At 71.9% G+C, this 15485-nt stretch carries 14 protein-coding genes; 10 read left to right on the plus strand and 4 right to left on the minus strand.

What is annotated here, in order from left to right:
• Positions 1–4 precede the first annotated feature (4 nt).
• Positions 5–2290 (plus strand): bifunctional salicylyl-CoA 5-hydroxylase/oxidoreductase, encoded by a 2286-nt coding sequence (locus JOC24_RS19945; protein WP_205021697.1) that lies wholly within the window; start codon positions 5–7, stop codon positions 2288–2290.
• 53 nt (positions 2291–2343) lie between these two features.
• On the opposite strand, the gene JOC24_RS19950 is transcribed toward JOC24_RS19945, so the two are convergent.
• Together JOC24_RS19950 and JOC24_RS19955 are read right to left on the minus strand one after the other, a co-directional pair.
• Entirely contained in the window at positions 2344–3165 is an 822-nt protein-coding gene (locus JOC24_RS19950) for a PaaX family transcriptional regulator (protein ID WP_205021698.1), read from the minus strand.
• A gap of 4 nt (positions 3166–3169) precedes the next feature.
• On the minus strand, positions 3170–4789 hold the full coding sequence (locus tag JOC24_RS19955; protein ID WP_205021699.1) for an AMP-binding protein: 1620 nt from the start codon (positions 4787–4789) through the stop codon (positions 3170–3172).
• 91 nt (positions 4790–4880) lie between these two features.
• On the opposite strand from JOC24_RS19955, the gene JOC24_RS19960 reads away from it, so the two are divergent.
• The 8 genes from JOC24_RS19960 (at position 4881) to mnhG (ending at position 13455) form a co-directional block, all read left to right on the plus strand.
• Positions 4881–6014 (plus strand): acyl-CoA dehydrogenase family protein, encoded by a 1134-nt coding sequence (locus JOC24_RS19960; protein WP_205021700.1) that lies wholly within the window; start codon positions 4881–4883, stop codon positions 6012–6014.
• A complete protein-coding gene (locus JOC24_RS19965; protein ID WP_205021701.1) occupies positions 6011–6412 on the plus strand; it encodes a RidA family protein in 402 nt (133 codons plus the stop codon). Before JOC24_RS19960 ends, JOC24_RS19965 begins: the two co-directional genes overlap by 4 nt.
• A 565-nt stretch (positions 6413–6977) precedes the next feature.
• Positions 6978–9881, plus strand: a complete 2904-nt coding sequence (locus JOC24_RS19970) for a Na+/H+ antiporter subunit A (protein WP_205021702.1) — start codon at positions 6978–6980, stop codon at positions 9879–9881.
• On the plus strand, positions 9878–10471 hold the full coding sequence (locus JOC24_RS19975) for a Na(+)/H(+) antiporter subunit C (RefSeq protein WP_205021703.1): 594 nt from the start codon (positions 9878–9880) through the stop codon (positions 10469–10471). Before JOC24_RS19970 ends, JOC24_RS19975 begins: the two co-directional genes overlap by 4 nt.
• Positions 10468–12117, plus strand: coding sequence for a Na+/H+ antiporter subunit D (locus JOC24_RS19980; protein WP_205021704.1), 1650 nt, complete (start codon positions 10468–10470; stop codon positions 12115–12117). Before JOC24_RS19975 ends, JOC24_RS19980 begins: the two co-directional genes overlap by 4 nt.
• Positions 12114–12746 carry a Na+/H+ antiporter subunit E gene (locus tag JOC24_RS19985; protein ID WP_205021705.1) on the plus strand — a complete coding sequence of 211 codons (633 nt, stop codon included), beginning with the start codon at positions 12114–12116 and terminating at the stop codon, positions 12744–12746. The genes JOC24_RS19980 and JOC24_RS19985 overlap by 4 nt, the downstream gene beginning before the upstream one ends.
• Positions 12743–13066, plus strand: a complete 324-nt coding sequence (locus JOC24_RS19990) for a monovalent cation/H+ antiporter complex subunit F (RefSeq protein WP_205021706.1) — start codon at positions 12743–12745, stop codon at positions 13064–13066. Before JOC24_RS19985 ends, JOC24_RS19990 begins: the two co-directional genes overlap by 4 nt.
• Positions 13063–13455 carry a monovalent cation/H(+) antiporter subunit G gene (gene mnhG / locus JOC24_RS19995; RefSeq protein WP_205021707.1) on the plus strand — a complete coding sequence of 131 codons (393 nt, stop codon included), beginning with the start codon at positions 13063–13065 and terminating at the stop codon, positions 13453–13455. The genes JOC24_RS19990 and mnhG overlap by 4 nt, the downstream gene beginning before the upstream one ends.
• Before the next feature lie 3 nt (positions 13456–13458).
• Here the strand turns inward: mnhG and JOC24_RS20000 are convergent, their stop codons facing one another.
• A complete protein-coding gene (locus JOC24_RS20000; protein WP_307792734.1) occupies positions 13459–14193 on the minus strand; it encodes a tyrosine-protein phosphatase in 735 nt (244 codons plus the stop codon).
• A gap of 58 nt (positions 14194–14251) precedes the next feature.
• Between JOC24_RS20000 and JOC24_RS20005 the strand changes: the two genes are divergently transcribed.
• The gene (locus JOC24_RS20005) at positions 14252–14983 is read left to right on the plus strand and encodes a CDP-alcohol phosphatidyltransferase family protein (protein ID WP_205021708.1); all 732 of its coding nucleotides are present in this window, start codon (positions 14252–14254) and stop codon (positions 14981–14983) included.
• On the opposite strand, the gene JOC24_RS20010 is transcribed toward JOC24_RS20005, so the two are convergent.
• Positions 14952–15401 (minus strand): adenylyltransferase/cytidyltransferase family protein, encoded by a 450-nt coding sequence (locus JOC24_RS20010; RefSeq protein ID WP_205021709.1) that lies wholly within the window; start codon positions 15399–15401, stop codon positions 14952–14954. The two genes, JOC24_RS20005 and JOC24_RS20010, sit on opposite strands and share 32 nt — an antisense overlap.
• Between the last annotated feature and the right edge of the window lie 84 nt (positions 15402–15485).

Genomic DNA, 15485 nt, shown 5'->3' on the forward strand with positions numbered 1-15485 from the left:
CGCGATGCCTTCCGCGGACACGGGGCGGATCGCGGTCATCGGCGGAGGACCCGGCGGGCTGTACGCCGCCGCCCTCCTGAAGCGGCTGGGCCCCGGCCGCGAGATCACCGTGTGGGAGCGCAACGCCCCCGACGACACCTTCGGCTTCGGCGTGGTCCTCTCCGACGAGACGCTCGGCGGCATCGAGCACGCCGACCCCGTCGTGTACCGGGCCCTGAGCGACGCGTTCGTCCGATGGGACACCATCGACGTCGTGCACCGGGGGGCGACCCAGACCTCCGGCGGCCACGGCTTCGCCGCGCTGGGCCGCCGTACGCTGCTCCGGATCCTGCACGAACGCTGCGCATCCCTCGGCGTGCGGCTCAACTTCCGGGCCGAGGCGCCGCCGGCTGCGGAACTCGCCGCCCACCACGACCTGGTCATCGCCGCCGACGGAGTGCACAGCGCCACCCGCGAAGCCCACGCCCGACACTTCCGCCCCACGGTCACCGACCACCGCAACCGTTACATCTGGCTCGCCGCCGACTTCGCTTTCGACGCCTTCCGCTTCGAGATCGCCGAGACCGAGTACGGCGTGATGCAGTTGCACGCCTATCCCTACGCGGCCGGCGCCTCCACCGTCATCGTCGAGATGCGCGAAGAGGTCTGGCGGGCGGCCGGCCTCGATACCTGCGAGACCGCGGAGTCCGCCGAGCGCTGCGCCAAGGTCTTCACCGAGGCCCTGGGCGGCCGGCCGCTGCGCTCCAACAAGTCCTCCTGGCTCACCTTCGCCACCGTGAGCAACGCGCACTGGTCGCACGGCGGCACGGTCCTCATCGGCGACGCCGCCCACACCGCCCACTTCTCCATCGGCTCGGGCACCAAGCTCGCCGTCGAGGATGCCCTGGCGCTGGCGGCCTGCGTCGAGGAGCAGCCTGACCTGCACACCGCCCTCGCCGCCTACGAGGCCGAGCGCCGTCCCGTCGTCCTGTCCACCCAGCGCGCCGCCGCGGCCAGCCTGCGCTGGTTCGAGGAACTCCCGACCTACGTCGACCAGCCACCCCGGCGGTTCGCCTTCAACCTCCTCACCCGCAGCCGCCGCGTCACCCACGACAACCTGCGGATGCGCGATCCCGGCTTCACCGGGGCGGTCGAGGAGGAGTTCGGGTGCCCGCCCGGCACCCCGCCGATGTTCACCCCGCTGCGTCTGCGCGGCCTCGAACTCCGCAACCGTGTCGTCGTCTCGCCCATGGACATGTACTCCGCCGTCGACGGCGTGCCCGGCGACTTCCACCTCGTCCACCTCGGCGCCCGCGCGCTCGGCGGAGCCGGTCTCGTGATGACCGAGATGGTCTGCGTCAGCCCCGAGGGCCGCATCACCCCCGGCTGCACAGGACTGTGGACCGGTGGACAGGCCGAGGCGTGGACGAGGATCACGCGCTTCGTCCACGAGGCCGCCCCCGGCGCCGCGATCGGCGTCCAGCTCGGCCACTCCGGCCGCAAGGGCTCGACCCGGCTCATGTGGGAGGGCATCGACCAGCCGCTGGACGACGGCAACTGGCCGGTCAGCGCAGCCTCCCCCCTCCCTTACGCGCGCGGGGTCAACCAGATCCCGCAGGAGCTGGACAGAGCCGGGATGGACAGGGTCCGGGACCGGTTCACCGAGGCGGCCCGCCGGGCCGCACACTGCGGATTCGACCTCCTCGAACTGCACTGCGCCCACGGCTATCTGCTCTCCGGCTTCCTCTCCCCGCTCACCAACCTGCGCACGGACGACTACGGCGGGTCCTTGGAGAACCGGCTCCGCTTCCCCCTGGAGGTCTTCGACGCGGTCCGCGCCGCATGGCCCGAGGGCCGGCCCATGACCGTACGGATCTCCGCCACGGACTGGACACGGGGCGGCACGAGCGACGAGGACGCCGTGGCGGTCGCCCGTGCCTTCGCCGCCCACGGTGCGGACGCCATCGACGTCTCCACCGGTCAGGTCGTCGCGGAGGAACGCCCCGAGTACGGCCGCTCGTACCAGACCCCGTACGCCGACCGGATCCGCAACGCGCTGGACGTGCCCGTCATCGCCGTCGGCGCCATCTCCTCCTGGGACGACGTCAACTCGCTGCTGCTCGCAGGCCGTGCCGACCTCTGCGCACTGGCCCGCCCGCACCTCTACGACCCGCACTGGACGCTGCACGCGGCGGCCGAGCAGGGCTACGCGGGGCCCGGAGTCTCCTGGCCGCTTGCGTACCGCGCGGGCAGCCGCACTCCGCCGACGGGCCGCACCGACGGGCCGAAGCCCCGGCTCACCCTGGACTGAACGTCAGACAGTCGCGGCAGCGGGACCGGCACGGGATGGAGGAGGAGGCCGACTCAGGCGCCGGCCCGGACGAAGTCGGCCCCCACGTCCCGCAGCCGGCCGTGCAGCAGCCCGAACACCTCCGCCGAGCGCCCGCCCGGCCAGTCCTTCGGCAGCAGCTCGCCGGGCAGCCCCGGGTCGGCGTACGGCAGTTGCCGCCAGGAGTCGAGCGCGCGGAGGTAGTCCCGGTAGGCGTCCTCCGGGTCCGGCGCGCCCGCGCCCGCCCGTGCCTCCCAGGTCCGCAGGACCGGCTCCTGCTGATCCAGGAAATCGAGGTGGAGCCGGGCGATCGCGTCCAGGTCCCACCAGCGCGCCACGGCCTCCGCCGTCGCGGCGAAGCCGAGGTGCTCACCACGGAACAGGTCGACGTACGGGGCGAGTCCGAGGCGCTCCAGAGTGTGCCGCGTCTCCTCGTACAGCCCGGCGGGGGCGATCCACACACCGGGCGCCGCCGTGCCGAATCCGAGCCGGCCAAGGCGTGAGCGCAGCAGGTGACGCTTGTGGCGCTCGGCCTCGGGTACGGAGAAGACGGCGAGCACCCAGCCGTCGCCGATCCGGGGCGCCGGACGCCGGTAGATCCGCCGGTCGCCGTCGTCCAGCAGCTGACGGGCGTCGGACGACAGGGCGTACCCGGCCGCCCCGTCCGCGGTACGGGCGGGGACGAGCAGCCCACGGCGCTTGAGGCGGGAGACGGACGAGCGCACGGACGGGGCGTCGACCCCCACCGCGTGCAGCAGCCGGATCAGCTCGGAGACCGCCAGCGGGGCGTTGCCGGGCTGACGGCCGTAGGCGCCGTAGAGGCTGACGATCAGGGAACGCGGGGTGTGCTCGGCCACGTGATCACTCTAAGGCGCCGGGGTCCCGCAGCAGGAAGCGCTGGAGCTTTCCCGTCGCGGTCCTCGGGAGCGCGGGCAGGAACTCGAAGACGCGCGGGCACTTGTGCGGTGTCAGCTCCGCCTTCATGTGCGTCCGCAGGTCGTCGGCAGACGGCAGTGCGTCCTCGCGCGGCACGACGTACGCGACGACGATCTGTCCGCGCAGATCGTCCGCCCGGCCCACCACGGCGGCCTCGGCCACGTCGGGGTGGCGCAGAAGTGCCTCCTCGACCTCCGGGCCCGCGATGTTGTACCCGGCGGAGATGATCATGTCGTCGGCGCGGGCGACGTAGCGGAAGTAACCGTCGGGCTCACGGACGTAGGTGTCGCCGGTGATGTTCCAGCCGTGGCGTACGTACACCCGCTGCCGTTCGTCGGCGAGATACCGGCAGCCGACCGGGCCCCGCACGGCCAGCAGCCCGGGTTCGCCGTCGGGGAGTTCCTCGCCCTCCGCGTCCACCACACGCGCCTGCCAGCCGGGCACCGGGACGCCGGTGGTGCCGGGGCGGACGGCCTCGTCGGCGGCGGAGATGAAGATGTGCAGCAGTTCGGTGGCCCCGATGCCGTTGATGATGCGCAGCCCCGTCCGCTCGTACCAGGACCGCCAGGTCGCGGCGGGCAGGTTCTCCCCGGCCGAGACGCAGCGCCGCAGCGCGGACAGGTCGTGGCCGTCGAGCGCGTCGAGCATCACGCGGTACGCGGTCGGCGCGGTGAACAGGACGGAGACCCGGTGGGCGGCGAGTGCGGGCAGCAGTTGCTTGGGGCCGGCCTGTTCCAGCAGCAGGGCGGAGGCACCGGCCCGCAGTGGGAAGATCACCAGCCCGCCGAGCCCGAACGTGAATCCGAGCGGCGGACTGCCCGTGAACACGTCGTCGGGGCCCGGCCGCAGGACGTGCCGGGCGAAGGTGTCGGCGACGGCCAGCACATCCCGGTGGGCGTGCATGCAGCCCTTGGGCCGGCCGGTGGTGCCCGAGGTGAACGCGATCAGGGCGATGTCGTCGGCGGCGGTGTCCACCGTCGGGTAGGGACCCGGCCGGGCGGCTGCCCGTACCGTCAGGTCGTCGTCGGAGTCGCCCCCGTACGTCGTGACGCGCAGCCCGGGCACCTGGGCCCCGGCCAGGTCGTCGGCCGACCTGACGTCGCACAGGGCGTGGCCGACGCGGGCGATGGAACAGATCGTGGCGAGCTCCGACGCCCGCTGCCGGTCCAGGACCGTCACGGCGATCGCGCCGGCCTTCATGACGGCGAGCCAGCAGGCCGCGAGCCAGGGCGTGGTGGGGCCGCGCAGCAGCACGCGGTTGCCGGGGACGACGCCCAGATCGTGTGTCAGCACCTGGGCGATCCGGTCCACCCGGTCCCGGAGCTCCCCGTAGCTCCACACGCCGCCGTCGCCGCTGAGGAACGCGGGACGGTCCGGGCCGAGGCGGTCGGCGGTGCGGTCGAGCAGCTCGTATCCGCAGTTCAGCCGGTGCGGGTAGGCCAGTTCGGGGAGGTCGAAGACCAGCTCGGGCCGGTCCTCGGCGGGCGGGAGATGGTCGTGCGCGAAGGTGTCGGTGTGCGCGCTCGCGGTATCTGACGGCTTCATGAAGCATCGCCCCCTTGTCGCCCTTGGAGCGTATCGTTTGGGTGACGGTAGTCAACGGTCCGCGATAAGTCGTGACAAGAGAGGCGCCGGTATGACGGCATTCTCCCTCGATCCCGGTCGAACCGCCTGGTGCGACGAGCTGTACAACCTCGCCCGCGACGAGCTGCGCCCCCTCGCGGAGAAGGGCGAGCCCGGCCGCGTCAACCGCCCTCTCGTCGCCGCCCTCGGCGGGCTGGGGCTCCTGGACCGGCTCTTCGGATCGGGTGCGCTCGATCTCTGCCTGCTGCGCGAATCGCTGGCGCGCGGCTGCACCGAGGCGGAGACCGCACTCGCACTCCAGGGCCTCGGTGCCGGTCCGGTCCGCCGGGTCGGCACCGACGCCCAGCGCGCACGCTGGCTCCCCGAGGTGCGCGCGGGGCGGGCGGTCGCCGCCTTCGCGCTCAGCGAGCCGGGCGCCGGATCCGACGCGGCCGCGCTCGCCCTCGCCGCACGGCCCGCGCCCGACGGGGACGGCTGGCGGCTCTCGGGGGAGAAGTGCTGGATCTCCAACGCCCCGGAAGCCGACTTCTACACCGTCTTCGCCCGGACGGGCGAAGACGCCGGCGCCCGCGGCGTCACCGCGTTCCTCGTCCCCGCCGACCGTCCGGGGCTCACCGGAACGGCGCTGGAGATGCTCTCCCCGCACCCCGTCGGCGCGCTCGACTTCGACGAGGTGCCGGTGACCGCCGAGGACGTGCTCGGCGAACCCGGCCGGGGGTTCCGGGTCGCCATGGACACCCTGAACCTCTTCCGGCCCAGCGTCGGAGCGTTCGCCGTCGGCATGGCGCGCGCCGCGCTCGACGCCACCCTCGAGCACACGGCGCACCGCACCGCCTTCGGGTCCCCGCTCAAGGACCTGCAGGCCGTCTCGCACCAGGTGGCCGAGATGGCCACCCGCACCGAGGCCGCCCGGCTCCTCGTGTACGCGGCCGCCGCCGCCCACGACGCGGGTGAGCCGGGCGTGCCCCGGCGCGCCGCCATGGCCAAGCTGTACGCCACCGAGACCGCGCAGTACGTCGTCGACGCGGCCGTCCAGTTGCACGGCGCCCGGGCCCTGGAGCGGGGGCATCTGCTCGAACACCTCTACCGGGAGGTCCGCGCGCCCCGGATCTACGAGGGCGCCACCGAGGTGCAGCGCACCATCATCGCCAAGGAGCTGTACGCGACACAGGAGACGTCCGCATGAATCCGATCACCCGGATCAACCCCGCCGAACTCGCCCCGCCCACCGGCTTCTCGCACGCCGTCACGGCCGCCGGCGGCCGACTGGTCTTCCTCGCCGGCCAGACCGCGCTGGACGGCGACGGGAAAGTCGTCGGTGACACCCTGCCGGAGCAGTTCGAGACGGCCCTGGGCAACCTGCTCACGGCCCTGCGCGCGGCGGGAGGCGCCCCGACGGCCCTGGCAAGGGTCACCGTGTACGCCACCGATGTGGCCGACTACCGTGCGCACGCCTCCGAACTCGGCGCCGTCTGGCGGAGGATGGCGGGACGTGAGTACCCGGCCATGGCCGTCGTCGGGGCCGTCAGGCTCTGGGACGAACAGGCCATGGTCGAGCTCGACGGCATCGCCGTCCTGGACTGACACGGCCCCTCCGTCACACCCGGTGCGCACACCCGGCCGCCGAAGTGCCGGAGATGCCTGTCCTGCCCGGGTAGCGGCGTGCACGCTGCGGAGTGAGGCTGAAGGTGCAGGGATGTGTCCCGGCCCTGAGCATGGACCGCAGGCACGCACGCAGGGAGGCGAAAGCATGGCAGGTGGACCGCCTCCGCGCGTCGTGGACACCTCGCCCGACGGGGAGGGCTTCACGGTGCGTGATGAGGCGTGCGGTCACCCGCGCGCCGGCGAAGGCGTCCGCGGGCTGCCCGACGAACTGCCGGACGAACCGCTGCATCTGCCCCTGAACGCCGACCGGGTGCTGCGGAGGGGAGGGCGGCACGGGGCGGCCCCGCCGGAAAGCCCCCATGTCATGCCGTGTGACCGCGGGCGAACAGGGCAGGCGCCGTTCTGTGACCACAGCGGGACGAGTGCCGATCATGACCACCGCGAACCGGAACCAGCGGGCCGCCCACCGCGCGGCGCGCCGGACGGGTGAACCGAGTCAGGCGATATATCACTATTCGGTGGCCTTTGTTCCGGAACACCCGTCGTGATCGTACTCATCGTCTGCCATTTCGTGCTCGCGGCGTGCGCGGTGCCGCTGGTGCGGCGGCTCGGCAGGCACGCCTTCGTCGTCCTCGCGCTCCCTCCCGCGGCCACCACGGTGTGGGCGTTCACCGAGTGGAGCGGAACGGAGGCCGGCCGGGCGGTCACCTGGTCGTGGCAGTGGATCGCCACGTACGACGTGTCGGTCACCCTGCGCCTGGACGCGCTCGCCGAGTTGATGGTGCTGCTCGCGGCCGGTGTGGGCATGCTCGTCCTGCTGTACTGCGCCTCCTACTTCACCGACGACTCGCCTCGGCTGGCCCCCTTCGCCGGGAACCTGCTGGCCTTCGCCGGCGCCATGCTCGCCCTCGTCCTCGCCGACGACCTGATCTCCCTCTACGTGTTCTGGGAACTGACCACGGTCTTCTCCTACCTGCTGATCGGGCACGGCAGCGAACTCAAGAAGAACCGGCGCTCCGCGCTCCAGGCGCTCACGGTCACCACGCTCGGCGGCCTCGCCATGCTGGTCGGCTTCCTGATCCTCGGTGAGGCGGCGGGCACCTACCGGATCTCCGCGATCGTGGCCGACCCCCCGGAGACGACGCTCGCGGTGTCCGTGGCCGTCGTCCTCGTACTGTGCGGAGCCCTGTCCAAGTCGGCGATCTGGCCCTTCAGCCTCTGGCTGCCGAACGCCATGGCCGCGCCCACCCCCGTCAGCGCCTACCTGCACGCCGCGGCCATGGTCAAGGCCGGTGTCTACCTGGTGGCGCGGCTCGCTCCCGCCTTCGCCGACGTCCCGGTCTGGCGGCCGGTCGTCCTGGTGCTGGGGGGAGCGACCATGCTCCTCGGCGGCTGGCGCGCCCTGCGCCTGAACGACCTGAAGCTCGTCCTCGCCTACGGCACCGTCAGCCAGCTCGGCTTCCTCACCGTGCTCGCCGGAGCGGGCAACCGGAACGCCGCGCTCGCCGCCGTGGCGATGATCCTCGCGCACGCACTCTTCAAGGCCGCGCTGTTCCTCGTCACCGGCATCGTGGACCACGCGACGGGAACCCGTGACCTGCGCAAGCTGTCCGGCCTCGGCCGCTCCATGCCGTACGTCTGCACGACCGCGGTGCTCGCCGCCGCGTCCATGGCCGCCCTGCCGCCGTTCCTCGGATTCGCGGCCAAGGAGGCGGCCCTCGACGCGTTGCTCCGCGGTGACACGGCCGATCGCTGGACTCTTGCCGTCATCGTCGCGGGCTCGGCGCTGACCGTCGCCTACACCCTCCGCTTCGTGTGGGGAGCGTTCGCCCGCAAGCCGGACGTCGCCGACACTCCCGTCCACCGCGTTGGCGCCGCCCTCCTGGCCCCGCCCGCCGTGCTCGCCGTCGCCGGGCTGGTGCTCGGTCCCGGCGTCGGATGGACGGACCACCTCTTCGCCGCCTACGCCGACGTCTATCCGGCACCCGCCCACCCCTACCACCTCGCGCTGTGGCACGGCTTCGGCCTCGTCCTGCTGCTGTCCGCCCTCACGTGGGCGGGGGGCGCGGTGCTCTTCGCGGGACGGTCGAGGATCACCCGGTTCTCCAGGCGCGTCGCCTGGCCGACCGCGGACAGCGTCTTCGGGCACCTCCTGCTCGGCCTGGAACGGGTCGCCCTCCAGATCACCGGATTCGTCCAGCGCGGTTCCCTGTCCGGTTACCTGGCCATCACCCTGATGGTGATGCTGGCCGGCCAGCTGGCGGTCCTCGTCACGGACCGCCCCTGGGAGGGAGCGGTCGCCCCCCGGGTGTGGGATGCCCCGCTCCAGGGCGCGGTGGCCCTGCTGACCTGCGCTGCCGCGCTCTCCTGTCTGACCGTCAGCCGCCGGATGAAGGCCGTCGTCCTGGCCGGACTGACGGGTTACGGGGCGGCGCTGCTCTTCGTCGTGCAGGGCGCGCCCGATCTGGCGCTCACCCAGTTCTGCGTCGAGACCGTGTCGATGATCGTGTTCGTGCTCGTCCTGCGCCGGATGCCGGTGCGCTTCGAGGAGTCCATCGGCACCTGGCGGAGGGCGCTGCGGATCCCCGTGGCGCTGGGCGCCGCGGCGACGGTAGGCGTGGCCGTCTGGGTGGCGGGCGCCGCACGCGTGGCCGAGCCCGCGGGCGCCGCCATGGTCGAGGAGGTCGCCCACCACGGCCTCAAGGACGTGGTGGCCACCATCCTGGTCGACCTGCGGGCCTGGGACACGATGGGGGAGTCGGCCGTCCTCGCGGCTGCGGCGATCGGGGTGACCAGCCTCATCTACCTGCACCGCCGCGGCGAGACCTCGATGAACAGGGAGGAACTGCGGGGCGAGACCGCATGGACGCTGCAGCGCCGACAGCTGACCGGACTCCCGCGGGGCGACGACACGGCGCCCGAACGCAGTTGGCTGGCAGCCGGATCCACCCTGGCGCCCGAACACCGGTCCGTCGTCTTCGAGGTGGTGGGCCGACTGCTCTTCCACCCCATCCTGGTGCTCTCCCTGTACCTGCTGTTCTGCGCGGAGAACATGCCGGGCGGCGGCTTCGTCGCCGGACTCGTCGCGGGACTCGGACTCATCACCCGTTACCTCGCCGGCGGCAGGTTCGAGCTCGCCGAGGCCGCGCCGCTGCAGCCGGGCCTCTTCACCGGGCTCGGACTGTTCCTGTCGACGGCGGTCGCGCTGGGCGGCCTCGCGGAGGGGACCGTGCTGCACGCCTGGACCTACCACGGGCATCTGCCCGTGTTCGGGGACTACCACCTGAGCACGTCGCTCGTCTTCGACTTCGGTGTCTACCTGCTGGTGCTCGGCGTGGTCCTGGACATCGTGCGGGCTCTGGGTGCCAAGGTCGACCGGCAGATCGAGCGGGCGGCGGGCGCACTGACACCCGCGCCGGACACCGGGACGGGGGAGCCGAACCGATGACCATGAGCCTCTCGCTCCTCGCGACGGCCGTCGTCCTCTGCGCCGTCGGCGGCATCCTCATGCTCACCCGGCCGCTCACCCGCATCCTGCTCGGCGCGGTGATCGCGAGCAACGGCATCAACCTGCTGGTCCTCTCGTCGACCGGCTCGGCAGGCGCGGCTCCCCTGCTCTACGGCGTGCCGCTGCGCCGGGTCACCGACCCGCTGCCCCAGGCCGTTGCCCTCACCGCGATCGTCATCACGCTCGCCACCACGGCCTTCCTGCTCGCGATGGCCTACCGCAGCTACCAGCTGACCGGCACGGACGAGGTCCACGACGACCTGGAGGACCGGCGCATCTTCCTGCGCGCCGAGGTACTGGGGGAGCGCGCCGAACTCCGTCAGGAGTACCGGGCCGAGCCCGGACGATCGAGGAAGGACCGCACACGCTACCGCCAGGAACGCCACCGGCTGCGCGCCAGGCTGCGTGCCGACCGCGCCCTGCAGGCCCGGGGCCGGGACGCCGGTGGCGACCTGTGGCACGACGTGCTCGGAGCCGACCCGGAGGACTACGTGAACGACAAGGACGCCGACCGAGGAGCCGCCGGATGAACGCGCTCGTTCCGCTGCCGGTCCTGCTGCCGCTCTGCGCCACCGGGCTGAGCCTCGCCTTCGGCACCAGGCTCGCCCGCTTCCAGCGCTTCATCAGCGTCGCCGTGCTCAGCGCCGTGCTCTGCCTCTCGGTGACCCTGATGATCGCCGCCGACCGGCAGGGGCCGCTCTCCGTACACCTCGGCGACTTCGCCCCGCCGCTCGGCATCACGCTGGTCGCCGACCGGCTGTCCGGCCTGATGCTGACCGTCTCCTCGGCGGTCACCCTCGCCGTGCTGGTCTACTCGCTCGGCCAGGGCATGGCGGACCGGGACAAGGAGACCCCGGTCGCCGTCTTCCACCCCGCCTACCTCATCCTGGTCGCCGGGGTCTCCCTCACCTTCATCGCGGGCGACCTCGTCAACCTCTACGTCGGCTTCGAGATCATGCTGGTCGCCAGCTTCGTGCTGCTCACGCTCGGCGGAACCGGCCCCCGGATCCGGGCGGGCTCCACGTACGTGATCATTTCGCTGTTCTCCTCGATGCTGTTCCTCACGGCGATCGCCATGACCTATGCCGCCGCCGGCACGGCCAACTTCGCCCAGCTCGCCGTCCGGCTGCCCGATCTCCCCCTCGGCGTGCAGACCCTGGTCCAGGCCATGCTGCTCACCGTCTTCGCCATCAAGGCCGCCGTCTTCCCCCTCGCCGCCTGGCTCCCCGACTCCTACCCGACCGCGCCCGCGCCCGTCACCGCCGTGTTCGCGGGCCTGCTGACGAAGGTCGGCATCTACTGCATGCTGCGGGTGGAGACGCTCCTGTTCCCGGGGAACCGGCTCGGTGACCTGCTGATGGCCGTGGCCCTCGCCTCGATGATCGTGGGCATTCTCGGGGCGGTCGCCCAGACCGACCTGAAGCGGCTGTTCTCCTTCACCCTCATCAGCCACATCGGCTACATGGTCTTCGGAATCGGTCTCGCCACTCGTGAGGCGTACGGAGGCGCGATCTTCTACGTGGCCCACCACATCACCGTCCAGACGAGCCTCTTCCTCGTCGCGGGGCTCATCGAACGCCGGGGCGGCACCAACGAGCTCACCCGGCTCGGCGGAATGGCCAAGGCGGCTCCGCTGCTCGCGCTCCTCTTCTTCGTCCCCGCGATGAACTTCGCGGGGATCCCACCGCTCTCCGGCTTCATCGGGAAACTCGGACTCATGCGCGCGGGCGTCGCGGACGGCAGTGTCTGGGCCTGGGTGCTCGTCGCCGGCGCGACCGTGACGAGCCTGCTCACCCTGTACGTGATGGCCAAGATCTGGAACCTGGCCTTCTGGCGCACCGAGCCACCGGGCCAGGCCGCCTACGGCACCATCCTGGAGACCGCCGACGACAGCGACGACGACGACCCCGATGCCGGGCCCGACCGCATCCCCGGCACGGGCGACGAGGGGGTGGGGCCGGCCCCGGCCGGCCAGGTCGTGGCCGCCACCCTCCAGGGGCGGGCCGTCACCACCACGATCCGGCCGCCCCGGGCCATGACGGCCGCCACCGCGGGCACCGTCCTGCTCGGCCTCGCCTTCACCGTCCTGGCCGGTCCACTGACGGCCTTCACCGACCGCTCGGCAGCCGAACTCATCGCGCGCCGGCCCTATGTGGAGGAGGTGCTCGGCCGGTGAGGCGCCTGATCACCCTGTCGTACCGCAATCCCGACCTGCCGCCGTTCAGCGTCGAGTTCGCGGGCCGCCGACGCCGCGTCCTCGACCTCCCGCTGATCTCCTGGCTCACTCTGATCTGGGTCCTGTTGTGGTCCACCCTGACCTGGGCCAACGTCGTCACCGGAGTGGTCGTCGCGGTCGCCGTCTGCCTGGCGTTCCCACTGCCGCAGGTCGATCTGGGGCTGCGGCTGCACCCGTGGGGCATCGTGCGGCTCGCCGCCTATCTGCTCTACGACATGTACACCTCGGGTGTGAAGGTCACCCGGCAGATCTTCGCCGGCCACCCGCACCGCCCGGCCGTCATCGCCGTACCCCTGCGCTGCCGCAGCGACCTGATGCTCGCCGCGACCGCCGTCAGCGTGTCCAACATGCCGGGCGGCTCCGTTGTCGAGGTGCGCAGGGCCACGGCCACGCTCTTCCTGCACGTCCTGGACGCCGACCGGCCGGCGGAACTGGATGCGGCCCGCCGCTCCGTCTGGAAACTGGAGGAGCTGACGGTCCGGGCGTTCGGCACCCCCGACGAGATCAACCGGGTGTCCGAGCCACCATCACCCGTCCCCGGTGGCGACAGTGGAGAGGAGGAGGCATGAGTGGTCCCGAGACCGTCGACCGAGTACTGATCACCGCCGCCGTCGGATTCGTCGTCGTGGCCGGAGCACTGCTGCTCTTCCGGATCAGCCGCGGTCCCTCGATGCTGGACCGGGCCATCGCCCTCGACGTGCTCGCCGCTTTGATCATCGCGGGCCTGGGCGCCAAGTCGGCGTTCGCCCGTGACTCGTTCTACTTCCCGATCATGCTGGTGCTCGCGTTCCTCGGCTTCACCGGATCGGTGGGCATCGCCCGGTTCATCGCCGTACGCGACAAGCCGCTGCCGCGGCGCGGGCCCGCAGGGAAGAAGGGGCGGAAATGAACGTCTGGCTCCAGATCACGGACACCGCCGGCGCGGTGCTGGTCTTCCTCGGCGCGGCCATCTGCCTCCTCGGGGTGATCGGCATGGTGAAGCTGCCCGACGTCCTGTCGCGCAGTCACGCGGCGACCAAACCGCAGACACTCGGGCTGCTGCTGGTGCTGGCCGGGGTCGCGCTGCGGCTGCGCAGCGGGATGGACCTGGCGACGCTGGCCCTCATCGGCTTCTTCCAGCTCATGACGGGCCCGGTCGCGGCCCATCTGGTGGCGCGGTCGGCGTACCGGACGGGGCAGATCGAGCGCGGTGAGCTGTTGTTCGACGACCTGGACGCGCAGCTCACCGAGCCCGGGCAGGAGGCCGAGCGGCCGGACAGCGGTACGGGGCGGAGCTGACAGTCAGTCCTCGAGCAGCCGTGCGCGGAGTGCGCCGACCGCGGCGTCGGTGACACCGAGCCGCCCGGTGACGTACCCGTGCACCGAACCGTGCTCGGCCCTCAGGTCGGCGAGGAACAGCCGGATGACCTCCTCCGGTGCCCGCCCGTATCCGGGCCAGAGCGGCGTGCGGCCGCCGTGGAGCGCCGCCCAGTCGGCGATCAGCAGGTCGGTGGCCGCCTCGGTGAGGGCGAAGTCCTCGGCCACACCGTCCTCGTCGACTCCGAGCAGCGACAGGACCAGTGCGGCCAGCAGACCGGTGCGGTCCTTGCCCGACGCGCAGTGGAAGACGAGGGGCCCCGCGCTTCCGGCGACGGCCTCCAGTGCCTGCCGCAGTTCCACCGTCCCGTCCTCGGCGACCTCCGCGTAGCGGTCGGCGAGGTAGCGCCACGGATCGACCGCCGGGTCGATCGCCGCCTGGTCGTACGGGCGGTGCTCGATGCTCAGGTTGAGGTAGGTGAACTGCTCGCTGACGGGGACCCTGCCCCTGGCCGCGATCTCCCACGGGTAGCGCAGGTCGATGACGGTCCGCACACCGAGGGCGAGGAAGCGGTCCCAGTCGCGCCCTTCGAGCTTGGCGAGGGAGTCCGAGCGGTACAGCAGCCCGCGGCGGACCGGGCGGCCGTCCGCGGACCGGTGACCGCCCAGATCACGGAAGTTGTGCAGCCTGTCGAACGTGATGCGTCTGGGTATCTCCACGCCTCCCACACTATTTCTGCGATGATGCGGCGGGGAACCACCGGGCGCTGGGGGGCGTATGTCGAGCACGGGTACGGTGCTGCGTGAATTGCGCGGTGCACAGAAGTCGTCCAAGGGTGTCTCGCTCTACTCGCGGTACGTGAACAGGCCGGCCGGGCGCCTGCTCGCCGCGGGTGCGTACCGAGTGGGGCTGACGCCCAATCAAGTAACGGCGGCGAGCGCTTTTTTCACGTTCACCTCGATCGCGGCGGTCGCGCTCGTGGAGCCGTCGTGGTGGCTGGGTGCGGCCGTCTGCGCAGGTCTGGCCGTGGGCTTCGCCTTCGACTCGGCCGACGGGCAGCTCGCCCGGCTGACCGGGCGGGGCGGGCCGGACGGTGAGTGGCTCGACCACGTCGTGGACTGCGCGAAGATGATCCTGGTGCACACCGCAGTGCTGATCTCGTTCCACCGCTTCGACCAACTGCCCGGCGAGGGCTGGCTCCTGCTGCCGCTCGGCTTCCTCTTCGTCGCCGTGCTCACCTTCTGCGCGGGGCTGCTGCGGGAGCAGCTCGGCAAGGCGGCGGCCCGCACCGCACCGGCTGCCCCAGGCCCCGCCGCCACGGTTTCCCGGGTGCGGGCCGTGGCGCTGCTCCCCGCGGACTACGGGGTCTTCTGCCTGGTCTTCCTGCTGCTCGGCGCACCGTGGGCCTTCCGGGCCGGGTACGCCGCGCTCGCGGCGGTGCACGCCCTGTTCCTCGCGGCGTTCCTCGTCAAGTGGTTCAGGGAGCTGAAAGCGCTCCGTCCCGACTGACCAGCACGTCCAGCGCCCGGCGCAGCTGGGTGCTGGACGTGTGCACCGTGTACGGGAAGTAGACGACCTCCACCCCGACCGCGGCGAAGTCCCGCTCCAGGCGTTCACCCTTCTCCGTGCCCCGCCAGTCGTCGCCCTTGAAGATCACGTCGAAGCGGACCTGCTGCCAGGTCTCGACCTTGTCCGGAACGGTCTCCACGAACGCGGCGTCCACGTGACGCACACTGCGCACGATCTCCAGCCGCTCGGGCAGCGGGATGACGGGTGTGTGCCCCTTGGCCAGTGCGGCCATCTCGTCGGACACGACTCCGGCCACCAGGTAGTCGCACTGACTGCGGGCGTGCCGCAGGATGTTCAGGTGTCCGACGTGGAACAGGTCGTACACCCCCGGCGCGTAGCCGACCCTGTGCTGCACCATCCGTTCTCTCCCCCCACGGTGGAACTGGTGCAACGACCTTACTGTGAAGAACACTTGTGCATCCCGTGAACGGATAAGCTCGCA

It is taken from the genome of Streptomyces sp. HB132, from assembly GCF_016909575.1.
Taxonomy (GTDB): domain Bacteria; phylum Actinomycetota; class Actinomycetes; order Streptomycetales; family Streptomycetaceae; genus Streptomyces.

Coding starts and splice junctions, on each gene's coding strand:
- JOC24_RS19945 (WP_205021697.1), top strand. CDS start 5: ATGCCTTCCGCGGACACGGGGCGGATCGCGGTCATCGGCGGAGGACCC.
- JOC24_RS19955 (WP_205021699.1), bottom strand. CDS start 4,789: ATGAAGCCGTCAGATACCGCGAGCGCGCACACCGACACCTTCGCGCAC.
- JOC24_RS19960 (WP_205021700.1), top strand. CDS start 4,881: ATGACGGCATTCTCCCTCGATCCCGGTCGAACCGCCTGGTGCGACGAG.
- JOC24_RS19965 (WP_205021701.1), top strand. CDS start 6,011: ATGAATCCGATCACCCGGATCAACCCCGCCGAACTCGCCCCGCCCACC.
- JOC24_RS19975 (WP_205021703.1), top strand. CDS start 9,878: ATGACCATGAGCCTCTCGCTCCTCGCGACGGCCGTCGTCCTCTGCGCC.
- JOC24_RS19980 (WP_205021704.1), top strand. CDS start 10,468: ATGAACGCGCTCGTTCCGCTGCCGGTCCTGCTGCCGCTCTGCGCCACC.
- JOC24_RS19990 (WP_205021706.1), top strand. CDS start 12,743: ATGAGTGGTCCCGAGACCGTCGACCGAGTACTGATCACCGCCGCCGTC.
- mnhG (WP_205021707.1), top strand. CDS start 13,063: ATGAACGTCTGGCTCCAGATCACGGACACCGCCGGCGCGGTGCTGGTC.
- JOC24_RS20005 (WP_205021708.1), top strand. CDS start 14,252: ATGTCGAGCACGGGTACGGTGCTGCGTGAATTGCGCGGTGCACAGAAG.
- JOC24_RS20010 (WP_205021709.1), bottom strand. CDS start 15,401: ATGGTGCAGCACAGGGTCGGCTACGCGCCGGGGGTGTACGACCTGTTC.